Here is a 23,487-nt window from a genome sequence, read left to right as displayed (position 1 = left end):
GCCTCGCGCTGCGGTGTGAGGCTGTGTTAGCATGGCGCTCTGTTCCTCCGACGCAAATCTCGACCCATGAGCTATCAGGTACTTGCCCGTAAGTGGCGTCCGCAAACATTTGCCAATGTAGTAGGTCAGGAGCATGTCTTGACGGCTCTGGCGAACAGCCTATCATTGGGCAGGATCCATCATGCCTATTTGTTATCCGGTACCCGTGGCGTGGGTAAAACCACCATCGCCCGTCTTCTAGCGAAAGGGCTGAATTGCGAAACCGGTATCACAGCCACCCCCTGCATCCAGTGCGACAGTTGCCTCGAAATCGAGCAGGGTCGATTCGTCGATCTGATTGAAATTGACTCCGCCTCGAGAACCAAGGTTGAGGATACCCGTGATCTACTGGATAATGTCCAGTACGTGCCGACGCGCGGCCGCTTCAAGGTGTATCTCATCGATGAAGTGCATATGCTGTCCCGTCATAGTTTCAACGCGCTGTTAAAAACGCTGGAAGAGCCGCCGGTGCACGTCAAATTTTTACTGGCCACCACCGATCCGCAGAAATTACCGCTGACCATCCTTTCTCGCTGTTTACAATTCCATTTAAAAGCGCTCGACGTCGAGCAAATTCGCAATCAGCTATCGACGGTGTTACAGCAGGAGCATATCGCCGCCGCTCCGCGCGCGCTGCAATTGCTGGCTCGCGCCGCCGACGGCAGCATGCGTGACGCCCTGAGCTTGGCCGATCAGGCCATCGCCACGGGGCGGGGGGAGGTTAGCGCTGAGGCGGTAAGCCTCATGCTTGGCACATTGAACACCGAGCAGCCGCTGGCGCTTATCGAAGCGCTGGCCGATGCCGACGGCGGCGCGATGATGGCGCAGCTTGCACAATGCGCTGCTCGCGGTATGGATTGGGAAACCCTGCTCCTGGAAATGCTCTCTTTGTTACACCGTCTTGCGATGGGGCAGCTTTTGTCGGACCAACTCAACGATGAGGAAGACCCCGGCATTGTGCCGCGTTTACGGGAATTGGCCCGTCGCCTTCCTCCGGCCGATTTGCAGTTGTATTATCAAACCTTGCTTATAGGGCGCAAAGAACTGCCTTTCGCACCGGACCCTAGGATGGGGGTTGAAATGACCCTGTTGCGCGCGCTGGCGTTTCATCCTGCTGCGGTGTCAGCAGAAGTGATACCGGCTAACGCGGAAAAAAAAACGGCTGAATTTAGCTCCGGTACCGGCCATGGTGGATCTGCCGCCGGCGCAGTTGCCTCCTTGTGGCCCGCGTCCGTGGATCGCGTGACGTCGCGCGCCGACGTTAATGACCCTCCTCTCGCTAAGAGCCGGCCTGGCGCGCTGCCAGACATAGCCCCTTTGGCAGCGTCTGAGAGGGTGCCAAGTCCTCATGTGGATCAAGGGCGTCTCTCAGCGTCTGGCAAGGCGGCAGGTGTCCGGATGGGCGACGGGAGCGATAGTCCAACGTACCATGATGCGCATGCCAGCCATGTCACTGGATTGGCGGTGCCGTGGCACGTGCCCACTATCCGGCAAGCCACTGCAGTTGACAGTGCAGATGAAAGCCTTATGGAGGTGTATGCCGCCAGCGGCTTCGATGATGATGAGGTGCAAGCTGAATGGCAGCTGGGGGCGGTGATGCCGGAAAATACCGAGCCGCCCGCTCCGTCCCCCGGTGGCGATAGTCCATTGCCGGCTTCGACCGCGCAGCTCTTACGGGCCCGTACTGCCTTGCTGCAACGTCAGGAGAGTCAAAAAACAAAAGGGGTTGAACCGGCGCGCCAGAAAGCGGCCGTCAGCGCTCTGGAGCGGCTGGCCACCGTGGGCAAACGCGCCCAGCAGCGTCAGCCTGCCGCTGGACGAGAAGATTCGGTGAAAGCGCCGCGACTAGAGGTTTACCACTGGCGTGCCAACCAACAGCCTGAAGCTAAGCCGGCGCCGGTGATCACTCCGAATGCGCTGTGCACGGCGCCGGAACATGAAAAAATGCCGGAACTGGCTTTGTCTCTGGCGGAAGAAGCGCTGGAGCGCGATCCCTGGGCGGCGCAGGTGCATCGGCTGGCGGTGCCCAAGCTGGTACAACTGCTTGCTCTGAACACCTGGAAAGAAGACTTGGCGCCGGGCAAGGTCTGTCTACACCTGCGCACCTCGCAGCGTCATCTGAATTCGGCGACGGCGCAAAACACCCTGCGAGACGCGCTCAGCGCCGATTTTGGCGCACCGATTGAATTAACCGTAACGGAAGATGATAATCCGGTGATGAAAACGCCACTGGAATGGCGCCAGGCGATTTATGAAGAGAAACTGATGCGGGCGCGGGAAGTAATGATGAATGATTCTCACATTCAAATGCTGCGGCGCTTTTTTGACGCCGAGCTGGATGAAGATAGTATCCGACCCGTATAACCCGCCGTGCTGCAGCAATATTGCCGCCAGGCCCGACGCAACTGAGAGAGAAGATTATGTTTGGTGAAAGCGGAATGGGTAATCTGATGAAACAGGCTCAGCAAATACAAGAAAAAATGCAGCGCATGCAAGAAGAGAATGCGCAGCTGGAAGAGACCGGTGAATTGGGTGCTGACCTGGTCAAGATCACCCTTAATGGCGCGCGCAATTACCGCCGTGTCGAAGCCCATCCCAGCCTGCTGGAAGATAATAAAGACATGTTAGAAGATCTGATCGCCGCGACATTTAACGACACCGCTCACCGTGTCGCTGAAACCCAAAAGGAAGAGGTAGCCATCATCTCCAGCGGTATGCAGCTTCCTCTTCCTCCTGGTTTTAAAATACCGCTCTGATGCAAACCAGTCCATTACTGCAGGCATTGATGGAGGCCTTGCGTTGCCTGCCGGGCGTCGGGCCGAAATCGGCGCAGCGTATGGTTTTCCACCTGTTGCAGCGTGATCGCAGCGGCGGTATGCGCCTGGCGCAGGCGCTGACCCGCGCGATGTCGGCAATCGGCTACTGCGCCGATTGCCGTACCTTTACCGAACAAGCGATCTGCACTATTTGCGCAAGTCCACGCCGGCAGCAATCCGGCCAGATCTGTGTGGTCGAAAGCCCGACGGATATTCACGCTGTTGAGCAGACCGGCCAATTCGCCGGGCGCTATTTCGTGCTGATGGGGCACCTGTCGCCCCTTGACGGTATCGGCCCGGACGATATCGGTCTCAGCCGACTTCAGGAGCGGCTTGAAAGCGAGAACCTCCGGGAGGTGATCCTCGCCACCAATCCGACGGTGGAGGGGGAAGCCACCGCCAATTACATCGCCGAACTGTGCGCGCATTACGGCGTGATGGCCAGCCGCATCGCCCACGGCGTGCCAGTTGGCGGCGAGCTTGAAATGGTGGATGGCACCACGCTGTCGCACTCTCTGGCCGGTCGCCATCCGATTAAATTCTGATCTCGCCTCAAGCCCGATTCGCCGGCCGTTGGCGCGCTTTTTTCTTACCGCTTGAAATCCCTTCGTCTTACTCCCATTTGTTCATCATTGCCGTCTTTAATCGCTTGTTTGGTCGCATTTGGATTGAGGTAAAATATGAGCATGAAAGGACAAGAAACTCGCGGATTTCAATCGGAAGTAAAGCAGCTGCTTCATCTGATGATCCATTCTCTTTATTCCAATAAAGAGATCTTCCTGCGTGAATTAATTTCCAACGCATCGGATGCGGCGGATAAACTGCGTTTTCGCGCTTTGTCGCAGCCGGATTTATACGAAGGGGACGGCGATTTACGCGTTCGTCTGTCCTGCGATAAAAAGAAACGCACGATCACGTTCAGCGATAACGGTATCGGTATGCGCCGCGACGAAGCGATCGACAATTTGGGAACTATTGCCAAATCCGGCACCAAGGCTTTCCTTGAATCGATGGGATCTGATCAGCTACAAGGCAAACAGCTTATCGGCCAATTCGGTGTCGGGTTCTATTCGGCGTTTATCGTGGCGGACAAAGTCACCGTACGCACCCGTGCCGCCGGGGAGAATGTTGACAAAGGGGTGTTTTGGGAATCCGCTGGCGAGGGCGATTATACCATTGCCGATATCGTTAAGCCGGAGCGTGGGACGGAGATCACCCTGCATTTACGCGAGGGCGAGGACGAGTTCCTCGACGACTCGCTCCTCAAAAGCGTCATCGGCAAATACTCCGACCACATTGCGCTGCCGGTGGAAGTCGAGATGCGGGCTAAAAGCGATGAGGAAGGCAGTGACGAAGAGGTCGTGACCTGGGAAAAAATCAATAAAGCGCAGGCGCTGTGGACCCGTAACAAGGCCGATATCAGCGATGAGGAATATAAAGAATTTTATAAGCATCTATTTCATGACTTCAGCGACCCGTTAAGCTGGAGCCACAACCGCGTCGAAGGAAAACAGGAATACACCATCCTGCTTTACATCCCGGCAAAGGCACCTTGGAATCTGTGGAACCGTGAGCAAAAACATGGGCTTAAACTCTACGTGCAGCGCGTATTCATCACGGATGATGCCGAACAATTCATGCCGAACTATTTGCGTTTCGTGAAGGGGGTAATTGATTCAAACAATCTGCCACTGAATGTGTCGCGTGAAATCTTGCAAGACAGCTGGATTACGCAGAATCTAAAAGGTGCGCTGACAAAACGTGCCCTGTCGATGTTGGAAAAGCTGGCAAAAGACGACGCTGAACAGTATCAATCGTTCTGGCAGGAGTTCGGGTTGGTGTTGAAAGAAGGGTTTGGCGAGGATCCCGCTAATGGTGAAGCGATGGCCAAACTGCTGCGTTTCGCCTCGACTTACAGCGATAGTCCGGCGCAAACCGTTGCGCTGGAAGAGTACGTTGGCCGCATGGTGAAAGGGCAAGAGAAAATTTACTATATCACCGCCGACAGCTATACCGCCGCCAAGAGCAGTCCACATCTGGAGCTGTTGCGTAAGAAAGGTATCGAAGTGCTGCTGCTCTCCGATCGTATCGATGAATGGATGATGAGCTATCTGAGGGAGTTTAATGGTAAAACTTTCCAGTCTGTTAGCAAAGCCGATCCCTCGCTGAATAAACTGGCCGATGAGGAAAACGAAGAGCAAAAAGAGGTTGAAAAGGCGCTTCTTGAGCCTTTCGTCGAGCGCGTGAAGTGCTATCTTGGCGAACGAATCAAAGAGGTTCGGTTGACCCATCGCTTGACCGATACTCCCGCGGTCGTCACCACTGACGTCAATGATATGACGACGCAAATGGCCAAATTGTTCGCCGCCGCAGGCCATGCCGCGCCGGAGATCAAGTATATCTTCGAGCTGAACCCGGAGCACCCGCTGGTAAAACGCACCGCTGATCTGATCGATGACAACGCGTTTGGCGATTGGGTAGAGCTGCTGCTGGACCAGGCGTTACTGGCCGAGTGCGGTACCCTTGAGGATCCTAACCAGTTTATTCGCCGTATGAACCAACTGCTGAACGCCTAAAGGTAGCGCGGCAAATCCCCCGATTCAGAGCGGACTTGCCGCTTTCTCTGAGGCGGGCGTTTGAGCTGCGTACGCGCTTAGGTCATGCGGAAACGCCTCACACTGATCTCGCGGTAAAAGTTCCCCTTTGCCAGCATATTCCCATGCTTTTAACATGGTTTTTGGTTATGTCCGACGCGCCAGCGCTGGTTATTTTCTTCAGGCAACTCCGAAAGCCGCTGGACAACCACCGCCAACGATATCAGTTGCTTGAGGAATACGTGTCAGTAGTGGTATGGTTTGTCGTTTTTTTTAGATTTTTTTTAAAAACACTTTGGATTGGTAAGAGGATTAACGCAATGCGTATCATTCTGCTCGGTGCTCCGGGTGCTGGTAAAGGCACCCAGGCACAATTTATCATGGAGAAGTACGGCATTCCACAGATTTCCACCGGTGATATGCTACGTGCCGCGGTGAAAGCGCAATCCGAACTCGGTAAGCAGCCCAAGGCACTCATGGATGCCGGCAAACTGATGACCGACGAACTGGTGATCGCACTGGTCAAAGAACGTATTCAACAAGACGATTGCCGCCAGGGTTTGTTATTGGATGGGTTTCCGCGTACCCTTCCCCAGGCGAATGCCATGAAAGAGGCGGGCATCGCGGTGGATTATGTACTGGAGCTCGCGGTGCCGGATTCGCTTATCGTCGACCGTGTCGTCGGTCGCCGGGTACATGCGTCTTCGGGCCGAGTTTATCATATGAAGTTTAATCCACCCAGACAAGAAGGTAAGGATGATGTCACCGGCGAGCCATTGACCACCCGCAAGGATGATCAGGAAGACACCATACGCAAGCGTTTAGTGGAATACCATCAACAGACCGCGCCTCTGATCAACTACTACCGTAAAGAAGCAGATGCAGGCAATACCCGCTATTTTACCATTGACGGTACCCGCAATGTGAACGAGGTTAGTGCCGAGCTTGTCGCTATCCTCGGCTGATTGATCGCCGAATTTTTAGGTTGTTGTTGCCCTCGTCGAGCACGGCGGCAGTGTTGCTTATGCTCGGGCGCAGGCCATCGTCGGTTAGCTGCGAAGCGTGCTGTTGGTAGGCGTCGCCAAGTGCTGGCTGGGCGTTTTGCTAACGACCTGCTTTCCCACGCTTACCCTCGAAGAACGCACTCTCCATCCTGCGACCTGCGAACGGTGCATCCGCGAAGGAATGACGCCATCACTTATAATGCTCCCGGTCGCCATGGCGCCGATGTCAAACGCCAGATGCTGAGAAGGTGCAGGAAATTGAGGTACATATCGCCGAGTTAAACCAGATGCGCCAGCATCTGCTGGTGTTGGCGGCCAGCTGTTTTGGCGATCAAGGCGCAAAGTCTCCCATTATGTACAACCTTACGTGCTGTTGTCATCACCCACCCTCTAGGGAATCAATGCATTAAGCCGCAACGGCGGACGCATTCGTTTCTGCGCGGCGACAATGCGGCTGTCCTGCTCCATAGCAAAAGCCGCTCGCTCCCAGCATGTCCAATATCAACAACAGGCGCCTAGAATCAACCAAAATTGTGCAGATGCACACGTATCGCCTATGCTAGCATCATTTGCTCCGACTGGATTGACTTTCTTTTGGCGCGCGTTCACGTGCCTTGGCCTGCAAACGCCGACTGCCGCTCGCCCTCGGCTTTCAGGATCTGTGGCTGTTTCTCTCCTTCGCTTCGGCGCGCAGGATGCCTGACTGGCGTGCCCCTTCCGCCTCCAGAATGTCGGCGCGCTTGCGCTCCGCTTTCATCTGGACGTTCATCGTAGCAATCATTTCCGCCGACGCCCATTGATGGCCCTGTGGTACAATCTTGATACCCGCCGCAACCACAATCAAGGCGAGCGCGACCAGAACGGGAGTGACCATTAACATGGATGAAGACTTTCAGTGCCAGAGAAAAACGCACCGGGCAACCCGCCTGTGCTCTGCGGTGGATTGGTGTTAGAAAAGAAGATACAACAAAGCGTGCAAGGCTACATGATTCACGCAATAAAGGGGGGCTGGATCGTTATCGTTAAGCAACACCAGGCGTGTTTTCGAGATCTTTGCCGCTGGCGCATGAGGTTGGACGGCAAAAGAGGACAAGGCATTCGCCATGGCACACCTGGCGTTCAAAAGATTTAATATAGCAGGAGTAATCAGAGCATCGCCGTCAGCGGCGCCAAGATCGTTTTAAATGGCCTATTAACAGCTCCAGTGCTCCTCCTCATTACGGCCTGCCTGGTGGATCTGAAGAGCCACCTGTACCGCCAGTGCGGCATCGTGCGGCGCAAGTTGTACCTATTTGTTGCAACTGTTGAATTTCCGGCGTATCCGCCGCCTGGCCCAACAGCTCATTCACTGGTGGGCTTGGGTTTCTGTCACAGAGCTTTCAATGGCAGCAGCGCCCCGACGAACCCGCCTATACCAGCGCGAGACTTCCTACAATTGCAGCTCGGCGGGATCCGGCAAGGCGCGGGTTAATAACTCGTGTACCGCCTTTTCCATTGGGTCTCTGAAAACCGTCAAGCGGCCCGAATTGGGGTGGCGGCATGCCGCTGTGCGTCGCGGTCTACTTTCACTAGCATGGCGTATTCCTATGTCAGCTTGTCCAGCACCAGCGTTAACTGCTCGCAATGCGAACTGCGCTGGGATCAGAAATAGAACAGCACCGGCACTTGCATAGATCATCGTTTGCTGCAGGTTGGTTTCGTTAATTTCGACTACCGCTTGTCGCGTAAAGCCAATCCAGACAGCGCCATGGCAGGAAGCGACACAACCACGTTATCGCGCGCCGCTAGGGTAATCGATCGGATGACGTAATCTGGCAAGAGGACTTTCCAGTGCATGGCGCAATTTCGGCAACACGGCCTCCGGCGGTAGCGTAAAGCGTCGGGCGGTAGTCGGATTTCTCACCGACTGACCGGGTGTGGGTCAGGTAATGCTAAATGACATAGCAATGGGACCCTGTTCAATCAGGCTGACCCGCACGCCGCTGCCGTGCAGATCCATGCACAGCGTATCAGACCAGGCCTCCAGGGCAACTTGGATACAACATAGGCGCCCCGGCCCGGCGTGCGTACCAGCCCCATGATCGAACTGGTCTGGACGTCCGCCCCACAATGAAGTGCGATGGCAGGCAGCCGCATGGGTTTGACGGCCGTCGGCCAACACCCGGTATGATTCATATTTAAACAAAAGCAGCAGCATCCATTGCACGATGAAGGACTGTACGTCCGGATTAGGAATATCCCATCATCTTGTATCCACTCCGGCCGCTAAATGGCGCTGAAGGTTCCCGTATAGCGCTTGCCGTAATTCGGCGGGCTGTTCTGCATGAGCGGGGGCTACACACCCGCCTATTGGCTTAAGGCAATGGTTTACCAAATCTTGCTCGAACTGCACCCTGGGTGGCGGTATCTCCGCTTATGCTGGCGGTAACTACCCGGATGACATTATTGTCCTGCTGCCAGCGTGTGGCCATCGGCGTGACCCAGGCCCGTGCGGCGGGTATGCAGATCGGCGCTTTAGACTATCGCCTAAACAAAGAGCGTAATGGTAGCGACGGCGCCGTACATCTGCTGGGACACGACCTCACGGCGCTGAATAAAAACGCCGTGCTGCACACCCATATCGGTTTTGTGTTTCAATCTTTCATGCTGGTCCCCATCCTGACGGCGTTGAAAATGTGCAATTGCCAGCGCTGCTGAGGGGCGAACGCCAAAGTCGCGAGAAGGCGGTGACCCTGTGGGGTTGGGGTAACGTTTGTCCCATTTACCCGCCCGGCTCCCCGACGGCAAGCAGCGGCGGGCCACGCTGGGGCGCGCGTCGGCGGCCGGTCGCAGATTTTATTAGCCGACGAGCCGACTGGTAATCTTGACCGCTCCACCGACGATCACATTGCCGATCAGCTGCTCAGCCTGAATCAGGATTTCGCCACTACCCTGATTCTGGTGACGCACGACAGGAACTGGCTACGTGCTGTGAACGCCGTCTGCGTTTGCAAGATAGCCGGCTGAAGGAAGTAGCATAAATAGCACGCTGGTTCTGGCGCGAATAGCGAACCCCTCCATACTGATCGTTGGGCGGGCGTTTACACTGTGTGTGGCCTGCGTGCTAGCGCTGGGCAACCTGAGCGATCGGATGGAAAAGGGTTTAAGCAACAAAGCCGCGAATTCCTGGCGGCCGATCGGGTGCTGCGCGCGGCGCGGCCGGTGAATGAACGCTGGCTCTCACACACAGATCAAGTCCGACGAACTGACGCTCATCCGCCAACTGGCGTTTACGCCCATAACGTTTGCCGGCAATGTGGTGCAACTGGTCAGGATCAAAGCTGCCGACGGCAACTACCCGCTGCATGGCGAGTTGATCATCTGGCCGGCCAATCTGTGCCCAGCCGCGGAGAAGTACCGGTCGCGTCGCGGCTGCTAGCGTTGCGAAAACCAGCGACGTATAGCCCGGCGGTCTGGTCACTGGGCGTTTTATCTGTTCGTCGGCGAGTCTGAAGAGCCCCAACACTTCGAGGACTGGCTGGCACCGCAATTAAAAGCTGATCAATGCTGGAACGGTCCAGAGAAGTCGGGCGGTGCCATGAATCGCACCATGGAGCGTTCACAATATTTTCTGCTGCTTTCGGTGCTGTTGACACTGCTCTTTCGGTGGTGGCGGTGGCGATAGGACACTACTGCCGCAGCTGCGCTGAGCTGACGGCAGTGCTAAAACACAAAGTGCTGGCAGACTGTCGAGTCGATGATAAAGCTTATAATCGGCCAATGGTTGGCGCTGTTACTGTAGTTGGTAGGGCCAAGCCCACCGCTCTGGTCGATGGTAGCCGGTATGGCGGTGCTATTGCGGCGGTTGACGTTGCACCGGCTGACCCTGCGGCTGGCGGTCAATTGCCTGCTGCGCCAACCCCGCGTAGAGTTAGCTGGCGGCTTTTCTTTGTCGTTTATGCTGCCTGGCTTGCTGTTGATGATGCGCGGCGACTTGCTGAAACGATGGCAGCAGAAATTACCGCCGGAAAGCCCTAATTATTTCCTGTTGAATATGACCGATTTAGCAGGTAGATACTGTCAATCGCTTCCTGCGGCAGCGCGGTGTGGCGCCAGCGTGCTCTACCTGACGGTGCGCGCCTGGCTGATCTCCATCAACAATCGAATCGCGACCGATATCATCAAGCCCAACGATCCTGGCGGCCACACGGTTAACCGGGAACTCAACCTGACCTGGCTACGCGACTTGCCCGATCATAATCATCGGTTGACATTTGTCTGAGATACCCAGTCGTTTAGCACTACGGTATCCAACCTGTGCCAGTTGGATTGGAAGAGTCTGCGGCTAAATTTTTCTTTATTTTTCCCGGATGAAGAAAGGACAGCCGCAAACCTGGCTCATTAGCTTTCGTTATGATGGAAACGAATGGAAACGAGCAGAATCAGTTCCCCACGCTGATCCTGTTGGTATCGGCACTATGCTGATCAGGTAGGGCATGTACTGCAACCAGGTGAGCCGGGCGATGGAAATCATGGTCATTCTGGTGCTGATATGTGTCGGGCTATTGCTGATGGCGCAAGTGCAGGCAAGTGCAGGTCGGCATGGCGACAGCGTCAGCAGGAATTGGTGGTCTACCGAAACAATTAGGCGTTAGCCGAAAACTGCCGCGCTGGACGACGTCGTGGAATGAATTTGCTTCACTCGGGCTAGTTACCGGCTGGTGGCCGCGATTGGCGTCGAGACGGCGCTGCTGCTGTTGCAGCGGCAGGCATTTCACCCGACCGGATCCTTATTTGTGGTGGGCACCGCCTCTCGGGGTATGCTTATCACTACTGGGAACCGTGCTTGGTGCCCGTGTCTAGTACAAAGAAAGGGGCGAATGGAACAGGATGACAAAATGGGAACATTAACGCAACAAAAATAATCAGCAGAGTGATGCCGGGTTGACAGGGCCAAGACCCTTCTGCACAGTAACAGCCTGGCATCACACTACAACATAAATAGGTCCGCCAACAATGCAGAGGTTATCAGCCAGATACCTCAGCCACTTCGCAGATCCACTCTACCACTTAGCAGCAAGAAGTGTTATCCGCAAAACCCGCGTTTCCGCTTATGCTCCCAACGGGTGTCAACGGTGAACGCAACGGTTCGACACTCTTCACGATAGTTGTGATCGCTGATCGCCATGAAAAGAGGAGTTAACGTAATAAATGACTACGACGTCCAAGACATCTATACGCTCACTGATGAAGCCCCAGCGCTGGCGGCCTACTCGCTGCTGCCGATTATCCATGCGTTCACCCAATCCTTATGGATCGCTGTCGAAACTCGCGATATCTCGCTGGCGGGACGTATTCTTGCCAATCTCTCCGAACATCTGCAATCGGATCAGCGCTTATCAGATCATCTAGAGGAGCTTGGTCAACCGGCGGCGACGCCCGAATCCAATATCATCAAGCTGCCAAATATCAGCGCTTCGCTGCCGCAGCTGACAGCCGCTATCAAATAGTTGCAAACGCAAGGCTTGTAGTTGCAAACGCAAGGCTTGCGGTGCCGGATTACGTTGACGAGCCGAACACGGATGCGCCAAAAGGGGCCAAAGTCCGCTACGACAAAATCAAGAGCAGCGCATCACTCCGGTTCTGCGCGAAGGCAACTCCGATCGCCGCGTGCCGCTGTCGATGAAGAATTACGCCAGAAAACACCCTCCGCATGGGAGAATGGTCGGCATCGTCTCAATCCCACGTCGCCTATATGTACGATGGCGATTTCTACGGCAGCGAGAATCGGCTCTGATTGAGCGCGATGGTAACGTCAGCATTACTCTCGTAGGCCGCGATGGCGCCAAGCAGATTTTGAAAACTAAAACGTCGGTGAACGCCGGCGAAATCATCGACGCTGCGGTCATGAGCAAAAAGGCGTTGAGCAGCTTTGTCGTGGTGTCTGAATTCTATAGAGGTACTAGCCCGCCATAACGATAAACTAAATGCTGGACTTCGGCTTCAACAACAGTATTGGAAAATTAAAGAATTATACCGCCGCCGAACAGACGGAAATTAGAGGTGCTGCATGCCGAGCAACTATCGCTTGCTATGGCGAACCCAGACAAAGGCATTACTAACTTGCATGTTCCTGGTAATATTATCGTGGATGCGTCGATGCCGGCAATGATCCGCGATTCCGGCAAAATGTGTGGACCAGATGGCAAACTGATACCAAGGCTATCATTCCCGACCGCTGTTATGCTGGCGTGTACCAGGCGGTATTTAAGATTGCAAGCAGCATGGCGCTTTTGTTCCCAAGACCATGGTCAGCGTGCCCAACGTGGGGTTGATGGCGCAAAAGGCCGAAGAGTACGCTCTCATGACAAGACCTTCCAGATCCCCGCCAACGGCGTGGTGCAGATCGCCGATGAGGCGGGCAACTTCTGCTAGTTCATCCGATAGAGGCTGGCGATATTTTGCGCATGTGCCAGGCTAAGATGCACCGATTCGGGATTGGGTGAAGCTGGCGGTTAGTCGCGCCCGTCAATCCAACCAATACGACAGCGGTTTTTGGCTCGACATCGTGTCTTGATGGCAGGCGGCGGCCTGTTTGGAACCGGCGCTGGCGGTTCCTCCCCCAAACACGCTCAACAGTTTGCGCAGGAAAATCACTTGCGCTGGAATTCGCTGGGAGAATTCTTGGCGCTGGCCACCTCGCTGGAGCACGTCGGTATCGTCGACGGCAACAGCAAGACAAAAGTGCTGGCGAAAACGCTGGATCAGGCAACCGGTAGTTTCTGTCGGTGAGCTCGACACTTCTATCTGGCGCTGTTCTGGGCGCAGGCGCTGGCGGAGCAGAGCGAGGACAGGGCGTTGAAGCAGCGGTTCACTAGTGAGCTCGCGCGTACGTTAGCTGATAATGAGCAGAAAATTGTATTTGAGCTGAATCAGGTGCATATCGGCGGCTACTATCATCCAGATCCCGCGCTGATCAGCAAAGCCATGCATCCGAGCACCACCTTCAACGCCGCGCTACAGGCGGTTAGCTCCTAAGGCAGGCCGCTGGCAGCCCCTGCTGACACGCATTATCAACAATGCTCCCGATACGGCAGTGTAGGGGAAATTCGTTGGCAATGTTGCGGAAGGTGCGAGTCGCGACTGCCAAATTTCAACCACTGCAGTGTGCGGCTAAGTGCTGCGCTATCTGAATAGGTAAGATTCAGATGTTCGACCTTGCGCCCCGTGCGTACCTCTTTTCGTTCCAGTGCAGATGTACTAGCGAGTCTGCTGGCCAATTCATATTAACGTCGCTGCCTGTAATATTCACCATGCCCACGACCGTCATAGCCGCACACCCGGCGCTTCACAATGACCACATCACCGAATGAAACAAACACCTCGAGCATTGGGCGGCGCCGCTAGCGGCGCCCAGGGGCGATGGCTAGACGGAACTGGTCCAGCAGCTCTTGGCATCAGCCGGTCAACCAGTCTGGGGAAAATATCGCGCTTAACGAAGCCGGAGGGCGGCGTTGGCGGTGCCGGCTTTACCGATGGCCAGGGTGCTGATCGAAATATACCGCGCGGCATTTGTGCAATGAAATAGAGACTGTCCACGCCGCTCAGTGCCGCGCTTTGAACCGGCATCCTGAGTATTTGCACCAGCGTCTTGGTCGCCAGCATGCCAGGCAAACGCACCGCGCCGCTCGCGCCGGCGATAATCACCGCATAACCGTTGTCGGTCGCCTGCTTAGCGAAGCGGAGCACTTATTAGGGTAGGGTGACTGAAACAATTTCTAAAGGGAACGTTTAGCGCAGTGAGAGAATTTCCTCGGCAAATTGCGGGGTGCTCCAACCACCTTGGGGACCCATGACAATTGCGATCTTTGCCGTGGTGTGGTTGGATTGCATGCGTGTCGTGTTCCTGTTGTCATAATGTCGGCGCTCTTAACAGACCTTGCGACCTGGCTGACCAGGCGTAGAGCATGTATGAGTCCCGGTAGAGGAAAACGGTTATGTAGACGCCGGCGGACGGTGCGCGGCGAAGGAAAATGCACTGTATACTGCACTGAAATGTTGCTTTAACTGCGTAAACTTGCTCTGGCCTGTGCCGGCGGGCTCAACGGGATATCTGCAATGGAAAATACATCTAAGAGAAAGCGCGCCACTTACGATAATCTACCCGGGCGCGGCACAGATGAGTTGGGTGCACTCGTTATAGGGGCATAAACTGCCCCTGCTGCTCGCTGCAGGCCTATCAACAGGATGCCAGCTCCCTGCGCATTGGCGATTACAGCGTGATCCTCGATGGCCGGGAGCGTCCGCTGGCGGTTATCCGCACTCACCGCCTTGCGTCTGCTGCGTTTTTGCGATGTTACTACGGAAATGGCGGCCACAAAGAAGGTGAAGGCCAGTCTAGCCTACTGGAACCTATCAGGCGTTTTTGAACGTGTTGGCCACTGGTCGGAAGAGATAGCGCTGGTGTGAAAGGGTTTAGTTAGTGGAGACCTTATAGATTTGTGCAAAGGTGGCCTGGCGACACACGGGCCCCTAGTTGAGTAGAAAACCCTGGCGGCAGAGAGTCCGGTAACTGAGTTGAGGGGATAAGCTTCTTTCGTGTTCGAGACGATGACGCTAGAATCTCAGCTGCCAAAAGGGAATTCGTGCAGCATGACGCCATTGGCCGTAACCTCAATGGCCGACCCCTGGCTGTGCCAGGCGCCAAGCACCGCACGACGACGTTCACCGGGAAGTTCATGTATCGCTGGCCGGTGGGTATGCCCATGAATCATTACCGTCGCGCCAGTGTGCGCCAGCGCCGTCATGACCGCCTGCGTGTTGACGTCCATGATATCGTCGATCTTCCCGGCGTTGGCACGAAGACTATTGGCACGCATCCTGTCGGCGATGCGCAACCGCAACCGCAACGGCAGCGACAGAAACAGCCGCTGCAGCCAGCGTTGCTGTACCCGGCAGCGAAAACGCTGATAATCTCTATCGTCGGTACACAGCGTGTCGCCATGTAATATCACCACTCGAAGTCCGTCAAGCTGCATAACCTGCTGTGCGGGCAGCAGCGTCATACCGCAGGCGCTGGAGTAGCGCTGGCCAAGTAGGAAATCACGATTACCGTGAATGAAATAGCAGGGAATACCGCGCTGACCCAACGCCCGTAGCGTGATGGCGATCTCGTGATGCAGCGGATTGGGATCATCATCACCTATCCACACTTCAAACAGGTCGCCAAGAATATACAATGCTTGCGCGGCGACGGCACGGGTACGCAGAAAATGCAGAAAACCGGCGGTGATCGTCGGTTCTTGTGCGCAAAGATGAATATCCGCGACGAACAGGATTGACATGCGGCTAAGGTTACTCCGCTCATATGGGTAATGATGACGTCGTCTTTCAGTGCATCTTGCCGCATCCCGCTGCGGCCGGTCGCGACGCCCTTGATTTTATCCATCATATCCCATAGACCCTTGCTCACTTCGGCGAAGACACAACATCCCCAGTCGTTGGGATGCTCAGAACGGAAATTTAAGAAGTCATTATCCGCTACGTTGATAAAAATGCGCGATGGCAGAATGCGGATCGTTATGCGGATCGTTGGTACGGAAATGGTGTTGTCATATATAAAACCCGCTTCGGCAATAATTGAAGAAACTCTCAACTGTTAACGGCACTTTTCCGAAAAGGTTTTGATAACGATATCGCCGTGATTGGTACGTAAAGTAACCATGTTTTAATGTCCTAAAAGTTTGATGAATTGCATTCATACGAAGTGTACGGGCAGGGGCTTTATAGCATAACTCTGGCATAGAGTCAGCATCGTTCCCTGTTTCCCTCCGTCCGTCGAATGACAGCACCGCGTCAAGCGCGGGGAATCCCGGCATATTCTTGCAATAGCTGCGGCTTTAGGATTCAATGCACCGTTAGGTTTATTGACCTTTATCACTAAGCGCTCTGTATGCACAATCCGCAGACACATGGACTGATCTCCAATGCTAAAGATTTTTAACACTCTGACACGCCAAAAAGAGGAATTTAAACCTATCCATGCCGGTAAAGTCGGTATATATGTGTGTGGCATTACCGTGTATGACCTCTGTCATATTGGGCATGGGCGCACTTTCGTCGCTTTTGACGTTGTCACCCGCTATCTTCGCTATCGCGGTTATGAGGTCAAGTATGTCCGCAATATCACCGATATTGAAGACAAAATTATCCGCCGAGCCGCAGAAAAAGATGAGCCATTTCATCAGCTTACCGATCGTATGATCCAAAAGATGCATCTCGATTTCGACCGGCTGAATATTTTGCGTCCCGATCATGAGCCGCGCGCCACGCACTATATTGCCGCGATTATTGAGCTGGTAGCACAGCTTCTCGCCAGAGAACATGCCTATGTAGCCACCAACGGTGATGTGATGTTCGCTGTGGACAGCAACAGCGATTATGGCCTGTTGTCCCGCCAGGATCTGACGCAGCTCCAGGCCGGCGCTCGCGTCGAAGTCGCCGAAATAAAACGCAACCCCATGGACTTCGTGTTGTGGAAAATGTCGAAGCCCGGTGAGCCGAGTTGGCCATCTCCATGGGGCGACGGCCGACCCGGCTGGCACATTGAGTGTTCGGCCATGAACAGCCGGCAGCTTGGCCATCATTTTGATATTCACGGCGGCGGTTCGGACCTGATTTTTCCGCACCATGAAAATGAAATCGCACAGTCCACCTGTGCTCACGACGGCCCTTATGTCAATGTGTGGATGCACACCGGGATGGTGGTGGTCGATCGAGAGAAAATGTCCAAATCCTTGGGCAACTTTTTTACCTTGCGCGACGTCCTGCACTATTTCGATGCTGAAACGGTACGCTATTTTCTAATGTCTGGCCATTACCGCAGCCAACTTAATTACAGCGAAGAGAATCTTAAACAGGCGCGGGCCGCCCTTGAACGTCTGTATACCGCCCTGCGTGGCACCGATGTAGCAGCTGCGCCCGTCGGTGGTGAAAACTTCGTCGCGCGGTTTACTGTGGCGATGGATGATGACTTTAATACCCCGGAAGCCTATTCTGTCCTGTTCGACATCGCCCGCGAGGTGAATCGCTTGAAAAGCGAGCAGCCGGCGGTGGCGCAGGGTATGGCGGCGACGTTACGCCAGCTGGCCGGCGTGTTGGGGCTGCTTGAGCAGGACCCTGCCGCCTTTCTGAAGCGGGGCGCCGGCGGTGACGTGGATGAGAATGCCGAGATAACTGCGTTAATTCAGCAGCGCAACGATGCGCGTAAAGCCAGGCAGTGGGCACTGGCAGATGAAGCCCGGGATAAACTTACCGCGCTGGGCATCGTGCTGGAAGATAGCCCCCAGGGCACGATCTGGCGCCGCGGTTGAAGGCATGGGTTGGTGCTGGTCCTCGACGGCTCGCGCCGTTTCCCCACTTGAACAGCGAAGATTGGCTATAATGCTTCCCATGGGTTAGTTCGCGATCGTGACTTGCTGACCTGCATAGGCGACGCTCTGCCCAGGTGATCTCACAGCCTCGGCAGATTTCCACCGCTTTCCACCGCCTTATTATCCCGACCCCCATCAACGACCAACTTGGTCGCTGCGTGCTATCGAACCGACCCGAAATTTTCGTAAGATCGAATGATACGTGTGTGCCCTTCAAGGGAAAATGTCTTCAAGATGGTTACGCCCTCGACGCAGACGTATCATGATAATCTTCGCAGGCTCGCAAGGTATTCTGAATCAGCGTGGCCACCGTCATCGGGCCCACGCCGTCAGGTACTGGCGTAATATAGGCGGCGCGCTCGGCGGCGCTGGCATAATCCACGTCGCCAACCACTTTGCCGCTGTCCAGACGATTAATTCCGACGTCCATCACCACCGCGCCGGGTTTTATCCACTCGCCTGGAATAAAGCCCACTTTACCTACCGCCACCACCAGCAGATCGGCATTTTTGATATGATACCGTAAATCGCGCGTGAAACGGTGGGTGACGGTTACCGTACAGCCCGCCAGCAACAGCTCAAGACTCATGGGCCGGCCGACAATATTGGACGCACCAACCACAATGGCATTGAGGCCAAAGGTATCGATGCCATAGCTCTCGAGCAACGTCACAATGCCGCGCGGGGTGCAGGGCCGCAGCAGCGGCGCGCGTTGGCACAGACGGCCGACATTATAGGGATGGAAACCGTCTACATCTTTATCCGGCGTGATACGCTCCAGCACACTGGTATTATCAATCCCCGCCGGCAGCGGCAGTTGCACCAATATGCCGTCCACGCGGCGGTCGGCATTCAGCTTATCAATCAGCGCCAGTAATTCCGCCTCCGTGACCGTGCTCGGCATATCATAGGAAAAGGAGATAAAACCGACGTCTTCACATGCTTTGCGTTTGCTGGCAACATAAATTTGCGAGGCTGGATCGCTGCCGACCAGCACCACCGCCAGCCCGGGAGCACGCTTGCCAGCCTTGAGGCGCTCCTGAACCTGCGCGGCTACTTCACTTCTGACTTGCCGGGCAACGGCCTTACCATCAATTATTTTCGCTACCATCTGAATTGGAAATCCGCCATTGTAATCGGGCTGAGAGTGCTATTTTGGCAGAAACGCGCCCCCCTGTCAGGCACAGAATGCATCCTGACCTTTTACGACAGAATAACGCATAGAAAAGCCATTGACTCAAACGCTTACCTCCGTATAATCCAAACCGCATTCACCGCCGCGCTTTTTGTTGTGCGCCCTTAGCTCAGTTGGATAGAGCAACGGCCTTCTAAGTCGTAGGTCACAGGTTCGAATCCTGTAGGGCGTACCAACAAATCAAGAGTTTATGCGGATTGGCACGAGGTTAAGTTAAAAAATTAAAGTCAAATTACGGGTCAAGTTAGTTATTCTGAACCTGTCTGTTGTAACTTTCAGCCAAGAACATCCCGCGTCACCCTCAGGTGAAATTCACCCCTCCATCATCTGCCAAATTGCTTTTCTGCTTTTATTCAATCTCTTTTTCCACCTCTTCATATCCGTATGAATCTTATAGCACCAGATGTCGCTTCTGTTTGTTCTCTGTTAATTTTAGCGGCCCGTTGTGCAGCTAACCATGCCTTTCAGCTTGTTCAATACGTAGATAGCTCTACACATACTAATGTTCTGACACACCGCCAAAACCGTCTGGTTACAGCTTCACTTTCACTCAGAAAATCATCGAAGGTTTCAATCATTTCAAACTTCTCTTTTCATTGCTGCAAGCAGCATATCAAGCAGTGCGTGTTTTAAGTTAATTCCACTCGTGATCTATGCCATAGTGACCTCTGCTAAAATTACGCCGCTGCGCCGTATGTCATGACGGCGTGCAGTCGGAGGAATGGTGAATCCTAGGAATGTGGTGACGCTATGAAAGAAAGTTAATATGTCGCCACTAGAGCTTAATAATGTGAAATAATATAAATATATTGAAGTAAATCATTTTATAGCTCAAGGTAAAATATTCGATACAATTGAAATACAAAAATAAATTATTGATGCTAAATTGTTCTAGAATCCGAAGAAGATAGTGTTAAAACACTTTCTCTCTGTCAAGCGCTGAGTTACGGGAATGCTCCCCTTGTACAGTAGACTAATAAGTACACGCTTGTTTTGCCGCCCATCAACAGAGGTTTTCCATGACTAGTCATTCGAGCTATGTGCCGAAAAATATGGCAACAAATCATCTCTATCGGTGCATTCACAAATATCAATCATCCTGTTTTCAGCTCAACTCACGAATAGGGCTGCCGCTTGGCAGAAGAGTTGCTGACGCTTGGGTTATACTGGAGCCGCGTACGATGCTTGGCTGATTCGTATTGACGAAGGGATCAATTCTCTAGCGGTTTTGTTAAGATCAACTCTCATTCCAAGATACCAGCACTGCTTGACTACAGAGGTAAAGAAAATTTAGCGCGCTGCTCCCACGTGATATAGCGACATGCACCGAAACCTTCAAATGAGCTCTGTCCAGTTGATTGGTGTCGGTTTTGGTCACTTCTATGTCCTGCTCATCGGAAAGTTTGAGTATATGATGAATTTCTATACAATGTAAACCAAGTGTCAGATAGATGTATTGAGTCTCTGTTTGGCTGAAAGCTGTTATTTAGCAGGGGAAGAATATAGCATTTATTGCTACCTGGACTTGGTATGGTTGCTTTGTGTAAAGCACTTTGCAGCGTATCGCACCAGCGCGCCATACGCGTTATAGCCAGCTATCCAAATCTTCAATGTCGGCTCTTGCTTGATGTTATCGGCATAACCGGTCGAACATAAGCAGGAAGTCCTAGCGCAATGCCGTCCCCGCAATTTCTAGTCTGACCGCTGCTTTCGCAGCGACAGGTACACGAAGCACACTCCTTGCTGATGTTGTTGAGACAGTTATGGTATAATCATCATCACGGTGTATTTCAGCATCAGCGAGCAGCGATAGAGCATTTGTCCCACCGAGGCTAAATCCGGCAAAATATGCGCGCTAAATAATCGATATAGCCGTGCAGGATATGAAGAGGGGCAACCATGGTACTTCTGCGTACATGGTTGCCATTAATCTATCGATGCCTGAGCGCGCTACCTCAACATCAACTCGAAGCGCTATCCCGCTCTCCCATCACCACTTGAGCGCCTAAGCGGCACATTCCTTCACTCTTTGAGCTATTTGATGGTTAAAAGGTCGTGCGTTTCAGTAAATGCAACCGAAAGCCTATCCGGTCATTTTGTACGGTCGGTTCAGTACGCTCCACCACCCTATCTATATCATCATCCGGTTCAGCGCGTCGCCAGGTGAAAAACGATATCATCACTGCCCGCCTGAGCCGTTCCTGATCGGATAACGCTATATTCACTTTTATTCATCGGCATATGATTTACGTCTGTTGATTAGGCTTGCCTGTTATGCAATCGCTATCACCGTTGTGAACGTGGGTATTGTACTGCGCTCGCATGGTGCTCAATGAGCCGGTTTTGTCCTGTGCTTCCGCCTGTGAAGCGACAGATTGTGCTAGCGTTTCTGCTTATTGTCGTCCAGCACGAAATAATAAAAGTTTTTGTGGTCGCTTTTATCAATTGTCTACATTTGAGCATGATGCTGTCGCCTTCATCCGTGTAGATTATCGCTATCTCACCGCTTTTAGCCCTTTTATCCGGTAGCGCCGATCAACAATACCAATCACTACGCTATGCGAGCGGGTCACTACCCAGGAATAGGGCAACCCTTCCACACCAGCATGCGCCGTTTAGGTAAACCCGTAAGGCTCTAGATATTTCATTCCGTTTTTTGTTTCACTTGCCACTAACGAGATATCCACTTGCTGGCAAGTAAGGGTATTTATACCCTTTGCGCAACGGCTCTTGATCACAGGCGCGGCAAGACCCTCTGTAACATGGTGACGGCGTTTTCATTAATGAATCACCCTGCTTAATAAGGGGTGATATCGCTTTAGATATCTGTTACCAATCCTCTTCTGGCCGCCTGTTGCTGCTTTTCCAATTGACTCCGAGCGCGACAACTGGCTCCAATTGCATTGCCGGATTGCTGGATATGTTTCTAACGATAGCGCGTTATCTGGCTATCTCTGGCTCTGGCGCAGAGTACTGTCAGCGTGGCTTCCATGAAATCGTCATCATTACCCGACCGTTGACCTGCTACTTGATATTCAGAAAAGCGTTCACGAATACTTTGCTCGGTACCATAGCTAAGAATATTTTCGACCAGCGCGGTGGTAGTTTTATCATTACCAACAATGACAATATCTCAGGCGAGCGCTTGTTGGCTTCCTAGCGCTTCTTGGCACTTCATGAAGTTTCCCATAATCTCCCATAATCCGCCTGAAAACCTGTAGCGCCGTTTTGGAGCTTTTGGCTAATAACCTTGAGTTTGCAGCGCAATCAATCAAATCGGTTGTCTTGCTCCGGCCACTGATGCCAACCTGGATACTCGTGGCGTCATAGCGCATCGGGGTGGCTTCAACAATTTAGCCGGTTCGGGCTTTATCCTGACAGATGAGGATTTCGACAAGCTCACCTTTCATTTTGGACTGTAACGGTACACTTCCTAATCCACAGGGCTATTGGCGTGTGATTTCTGCGTTGCAATCACATAAGAGCCACCCTATGCCTACGAAATCTGTACCCGCGCTAGTCCCACTCGCGCCCGTTGACGCGCAATATGACGTGATTACTCATCTTGCAGTACTCTCAAAGGCTTAACTGGCATAAAGCCAGGATGATTTAGCATCCCGGATAGCGATATCGGTTTCCCGTGCCGCATTGTCACGCCATTTTGCGGCCAGAACCAGTACGGGGTGGCACAATCTCGTTTTTCGCACGGTGACCAACGCATTCCACGTAACTGACGTATCCTTTCCATCGGGCTATCTGCCTTATGCAGACAGCATGTAAGGTGAGATGGGAGATATTGAAGTGTATCTGACGTTTTCCACGTTGCTGGTAATAGACAGTACGTCAATCGTGTCAGTCGACAGGTTGCCTCATGGATTGCCGTCGTACGCAACAAAGTCTCAATCCGATTACTGTGATAGCTCTCCAACCTAACCACGTTAAAGTCAAGACACATTCTGCCATTGTGTCCGCTATATATACCTTACTATCACTTCACCGTCAACTTCGCCGTAATGAATGCGGTATCGTCAAGTAGTATTGGAAAAAATACGAGATATAAGAGAAGCCGAATGTTTAACTAGGAAAGAATTCTTTGAATTAACAGACATCCCAATAAAAACTCAGATAGAAACTGAAAGGAGGGGGAGTTGGGAGTAATATTTTATTTAAAATTATGAAGCATCCTAGATTCATTATGTGGCTAATGACAGATGAAGCAACCGGACAAATAGCTCTAGTTCTCGCACACTATGGAACCGATGGAGAGGAAGCGTAGAATCAGAAAAATGATCGAGGACTCGGATACATCCCAGGCGCGGATGTAAAGTCATCCCTCTGCGGAGAACTGTACAAAATGAGTTTGATAATTGGTTGGTAAATCAAGATGTTTTGGAGGTTTTTACTGAAAGTTATTGGGAGTTGAAAATA

18 protein-coding genes, 1 tRNA gene and 10 pseudogenes are annotated in these 23,487 nt (G+C 53.2%); 18 read left to right on the top strand and 11 right to left on the bottom strand.

The genetic code is table 11. The annotated features are described in order from the left end of the window. Nucleotides 1-66 precede the first annotated feature (66 nt). From dnaX to adk, 5 genes are all read left to right on the top strand, one after another. A complete protein-coding gene (dnaX, locus tag GPOALKHO_RS04625; protein WP_406703206.1) occupies nucleotides 67-2,403 on the top strand; it encodes a DNA polymerase III subunit gamma/tau in 2,337 nt (778 codons plus the stop codon). Nucleotides 2,404-2,459: 56 nt separating this feature from the next. Next, entirely contained in the window at nucleotides 2,460-2,795 is a 336-nt protein-coding gene (locus GPOALKHO_RS04620; RefSeq protein ID WP_406703204.1) for a YbaB/EbfC family nucleoid-associated protein, read from the top strand. Beyond that, nucleotides 2,795-3,400 carry a recombination mediator RecR gene (recR, locus tag GPOALKHO_RS04615; protein ID WP_406703203.1) on the top strand — a complete coding sequence of 202 codons (606 nt, stop codon included), beginning with the start codon at nucleotides 2,795-2,797 and terminating at the stop codon, nucleotides 3,398-3,400. The genes GPOALKHO_RS04620 and recR overlap by 1 nt, the downstream gene beginning before the upstream one ends. 141 nt (nucleotides 3,401-3,541) lie before the next feature. Then, entirely contained in the window at nucleotides 3,542-5,431 is a 1,890-nt protein-coding gene (htpG, locus tag GPOALKHO_RS04610; protein ID WP_406703201.1) for a molecular chaperone HtpG, read from the top strand. A gap of 338 nt (nucleotides 5,432-5,769) precedes the next feature. Next, on the top strand, nucleotides 5,770-6,414 hold the full coding sequence (gene adk, locus GPOALKHO_RS04605) for an adenylate kinase (RefSeq protein WP_406703200.1): 645 nt from the start codon (nucleotides 5,770-5,772) through the stop codon (nucleotides 6,412-6,414). Between the two features lie 613 nt (nucleotides 6,415-7,027). Here the strand turns inward: adk and GPOALKHO_RS04600 are convergent. The 3 pseudogenes from GPOALKHO_RS04600 to GPOALKHO_RS04590 form a co-directional block, all read right to left on the bottom strand. Continuing rightward, nucleotides 7,028-7,237, bottom strand: a pseudogene (locus tag GPOALKHO_RS04600) (SPFH/Band 7/PHB domain protein); the annotation flags it as partial. A gap of 372 nt (nucleotides 7,238-7,609) precedes the next feature. Continuing rightward, nucleotides 7,610-8,131: pseudogene (locus GPOALKHO_RS04595) on the bottom strand (tetratricopeptide repeat protein); the annotation flags it as partial. Between the two features lie 22 nt (nucleotides 8,132-8,153). After that, nucleotides 8,154-8,583 (bottom strand): annotated as a pseudogene (locus GPOALKHO_RS04590) (SDR family oxidoreductase); the annotation flags it as partial. Nucleotides 8,584-8,994: 411 nt separating this feature from the next. Between GPOALKHO_RS04590 and GPOALKHO_RS04585 the strand changes: the two are divergent. The 9 genes and pseudogenes from GPOALKHO_RS04585 to GPOALKHO_RS04545 form a co-directional block, all read left to right on the top strand. After that, a pseudogene (locus tag GPOALKHO_RS04585) lies at nucleotides 8,995-9,473 on the top strand (ATP-binding cassette domain-containing protein); the annotation flags it as partial. 185 nt (nucleotides 9,474-9,658) lie between these two features. Continuing rightward, on the top strand, nucleotides 9,659-9,871 hold the full coding sequence (locus GPOALKHO_RS04580) for a hypothetical protein (protein ID WP_406703199.1): 213 nt from the start codon (nucleotides 9,659-9,661) through the stop codon (nucleotides 9,869-9,871). Nucleotides 9,872-10,234: 363 nt separating this feature from the next. Further along, entirely contained in the window at nucleotides 10,235-10,714 is a 480-nt protein-coding gene (locus GPOALKHO_RS04575; RefSeq protein WP_406703198.1) for a hypothetical protein, read from the top strand. 904 nt (nucleotides 10,715-11,618) lie between these two features. After that, entirely contained in the window at nucleotides 11,619-11,942 is a 324-nt protein-coding gene (locus tag GPOALKHO_RS04570) for an NADP-dependent isocitrate dehydrogenase (protein WP_406703197.1), read from the top strand. Between the two features lie 172 nt (nucleotides 11,943-12,114). Continuing rightward, nucleotides 12,115-12,408: an NADP-dependent isocitrate dehydrogenase gene (locus tag GPOALKHO_RS04565; protein ID WP_406703195.1), complete on the top strand. Its 294-nt coding sequence runs from the start codon at nucleotides 12,115-12,117 to the stop codon at nucleotides 12,406-12,408. A gap of 117 nt (nucleotides 12,409-12,525) precedes the next feature. Then, a pseudogene (locus GPOALKHO_RS04560) lies at nucleotides 12,526-12,798 on the top strand (NADP-dependent isocitrate dehydrogenase); the annotation flags it as partial. Next, a complete protein-coding gene (locus GPOALKHO_RS04555; protein WP_406703194.1) occupies nucleotides 12,740-12,913 on the top strand; it encodes a hypothetical protein in 174 nt (57 codons plus the stop codon). The pseudogene GPOALKHO_RS04560 and the gene GPOALKHO_RS04555, both read left to right, overlap by 59 nt. 21 nt (nucleotides 12,914-12,934) lie before the next feature. After that, nucleotides 12,935-13,009: a hypothetical protein gene (locus tag GPOALKHO_RS04550; protein ID WP_406703385.1), complete on the top strand. Its 75-nt coding sequence runs from the start codon at nucleotides 12,935-12,937 to the stop codon at nucleotides 13,007-13,009. Continuing rightward, nucleotides 13,009-13,470: pseudogene (locus tag GPOALKHO_RS04545) on the top strand (NADP-dependent isocitrate dehydrogenase). The gene GPOALKHO_RS04550 and the pseudogene GPOALKHO_RS04545 overlap by 1 nt, the downstream one beginning before the upstream one ends. 35 nt (nucleotides 13,471-13,505) lie before the next feature. Here GPOALKHO_RS04545 and GPOALKHO_RS04540 read toward each other — a convergent pair. Both GPOALKHO_RS04540 and GPOALKHO_RS04535 read right to left on the bottom strand, forming a co-directional pair. Further along, a pseudogene (locus tag GPOALKHO_RS04540) lies at nucleotides 13,506-13,747 on the bottom strand (hypothetical protein); the annotation flags it as partial. Nucleotides 13,748-13,936: 189 nt separating this feature from the next. Further along, a pseudogene (locus tag GPOALKHO_RS04535) lies at nucleotides 13,937-14,325 on the bottom strand (AIR carboxylase family protein); the annotation flags it as partial. 396 nt (nucleotides 14,326-14,721) lie between these two features. On the opposite strand from GPOALKHO_RS04535, the gene GPOALKHO_RS04530 reads away from it, so the two are divergent. Continuing rightward, complete coding sequence (locus GPOALKHO_RS04530; RefSeq protein WP_406703193.1) at nucleotides 14,722-14,901, top strand: hypothetical protein; 180 nt, start codon at nucleotides 14,722-14,724, stop codon at nucleotides 14,899-14,901. Between the two features lie 155 nt (nucleotides 14,902-15,056). Here the strand turns inward: GPOALKHO_RS04530 and GPOALKHO_RS04525 are convergent, their stop codons facing one another. The 3 genes and pseudogenes from GPOALKHO_RS04525 to GPOALKHO_RS04515 form a co-directional block, all read right to left on the bottom strand. Further along, a complete protein-coding gene (locus GPOALKHO_RS04525) occupies nucleotides 15,057-15,776 on the bottom strand; it encodes a UDP-2,3-diacylglucosamine diphosphatase (protein WP_406703192.1) in 720 nt (239 codons plus the stop codon). A 17-nt stretch (nucleotides 15,777-15,793) separates the two neighbouring features. Continuing rightward, a pseudogene (locus GPOALKHO_RS04520) lies at nucleotides 15,794-15,988 on the bottom strand (peptidylprolyl isomerase); the annotation flags it as partial. A 61-nt stretch (nucleotides 15,989-16,049) separates the two neighbouring features. Further along, nucleotides 16,050-16,156: pseudogene (locus GPOALKHO_RS04515) on the bottom strand (peptidylprolyl isomerase); the annotation flags it as partial. A 262-nt stretch (nucleotides 16,157-16,418) separates the two neighbouring features. On the opposite strand from GPOALKHO_RS04515, the gene cysS reads away from it, so the two are divergent. Continuing rightward, the gene (cysS, locus tag GPOALKHO_RS04510; protein WP_406703191.1) at nucleotides 16,419-17,804 is read left to right on the top strand and encodes a cysteine--tRNA ligase; all 1,386 of its coding nucleotides are present in this window, start codon (nucleotides 16,419-16,421) and stop codon (nucleotides 17,802-17,804) included. A gap of 298 nt (nucleotides 17,805-18,102) precedes the next feature. On the opposite strand, the gene folD is transcribed toward cysS, so the two are convergent. Further along, on the bottom strand, nucleotides 18,103-18,975 hold the full coding sequence (gene folD / locus GPOALKHO_RS04505) for a bifunctional methylenetetrahydrofolate dehydrogenase/methenyltetrahydrofolate cyclohydrolase FolD (protein ID WP_406703190.1): 873 nt from the start codon (nucleotides 18,973-18,975) through the stop codon (nucleotides 18,103-18,105). A gap of 182 nt (nucleotides 18,976-19,157) precedes the next feature. Here folD and GPOALKHO_RS04500 point away from each other — a divergent pair. Further along, a tRNA-Arg gene (locus GPOALKHO_RS04500) sits at nucleotides 19,158-19,234 on the top strand. Nucleotides 19,235-21,104: 1,870 nt separating this feature from the next. On the opposite strand, the gene GPOALKHO_RS04495 is transcribed toward GPOALKHO_RS04500, so the two are convergent. Further along, a complete protein-coding gene (locus GPOALKHO_RS04495) occupies nucleotides 21,105-21,239 on the bottom strand; it encodes a hypothetical protein (protein WP_406703384.1) in 135 nt (44 codons plus the stop codon). A 435-nt stretch (nucleotides 21,240-21,674) separates the two neighbouring features. After that, the gene (locus GPOALKHO_RS04490; protein ID WP_406703383.1) at nucleotides 21,675-21,731 is read right to left on the bottom strand and encodes a hypothetical protein; all 57 of its coding nucleotides are present in this window, start codon (nucleotides 21,729-21,731) and stop codon (nucleotides 21,675-21,677) included. Nucleotides 21,732-21,979: 248 nt separating this feature from the next. Between GPOALKHO_RS04490 and GPOALKHO_RS04485 the strand changes: the two genes are divergently transcribed. Next, the gene (locus GPOALKHO_RS04485) at nucleotides 21,980-22,219 is read left to right on the top strand and encodes a hypothetical protein (protein ID WP_406703189.1); all 240 of its coding nucleotides are present in this window, start codon (nucleotides 21,980-21,982) and stop codon (nucleotides 22,217-22,219) included. Nucleotides 22,220-23,487: the final 1,268 nt, after the last annotated feature.

Origin of the sequence: Sodalis sp. (in: enterobacteria) (assembly GCF_036327475.1) — a bacterium.
Taxonomy (GTDB): domain Bacteria; phylum Pseudomonadota; class Gammaproteobacteria; order Enterobacterales; family Enterobacteriaceae.
The sequence above is the reverse complement of the archived record's forward strand: the minus strand, read 5'-3'. Positions and strand labels throughout refer to the sequence as shown.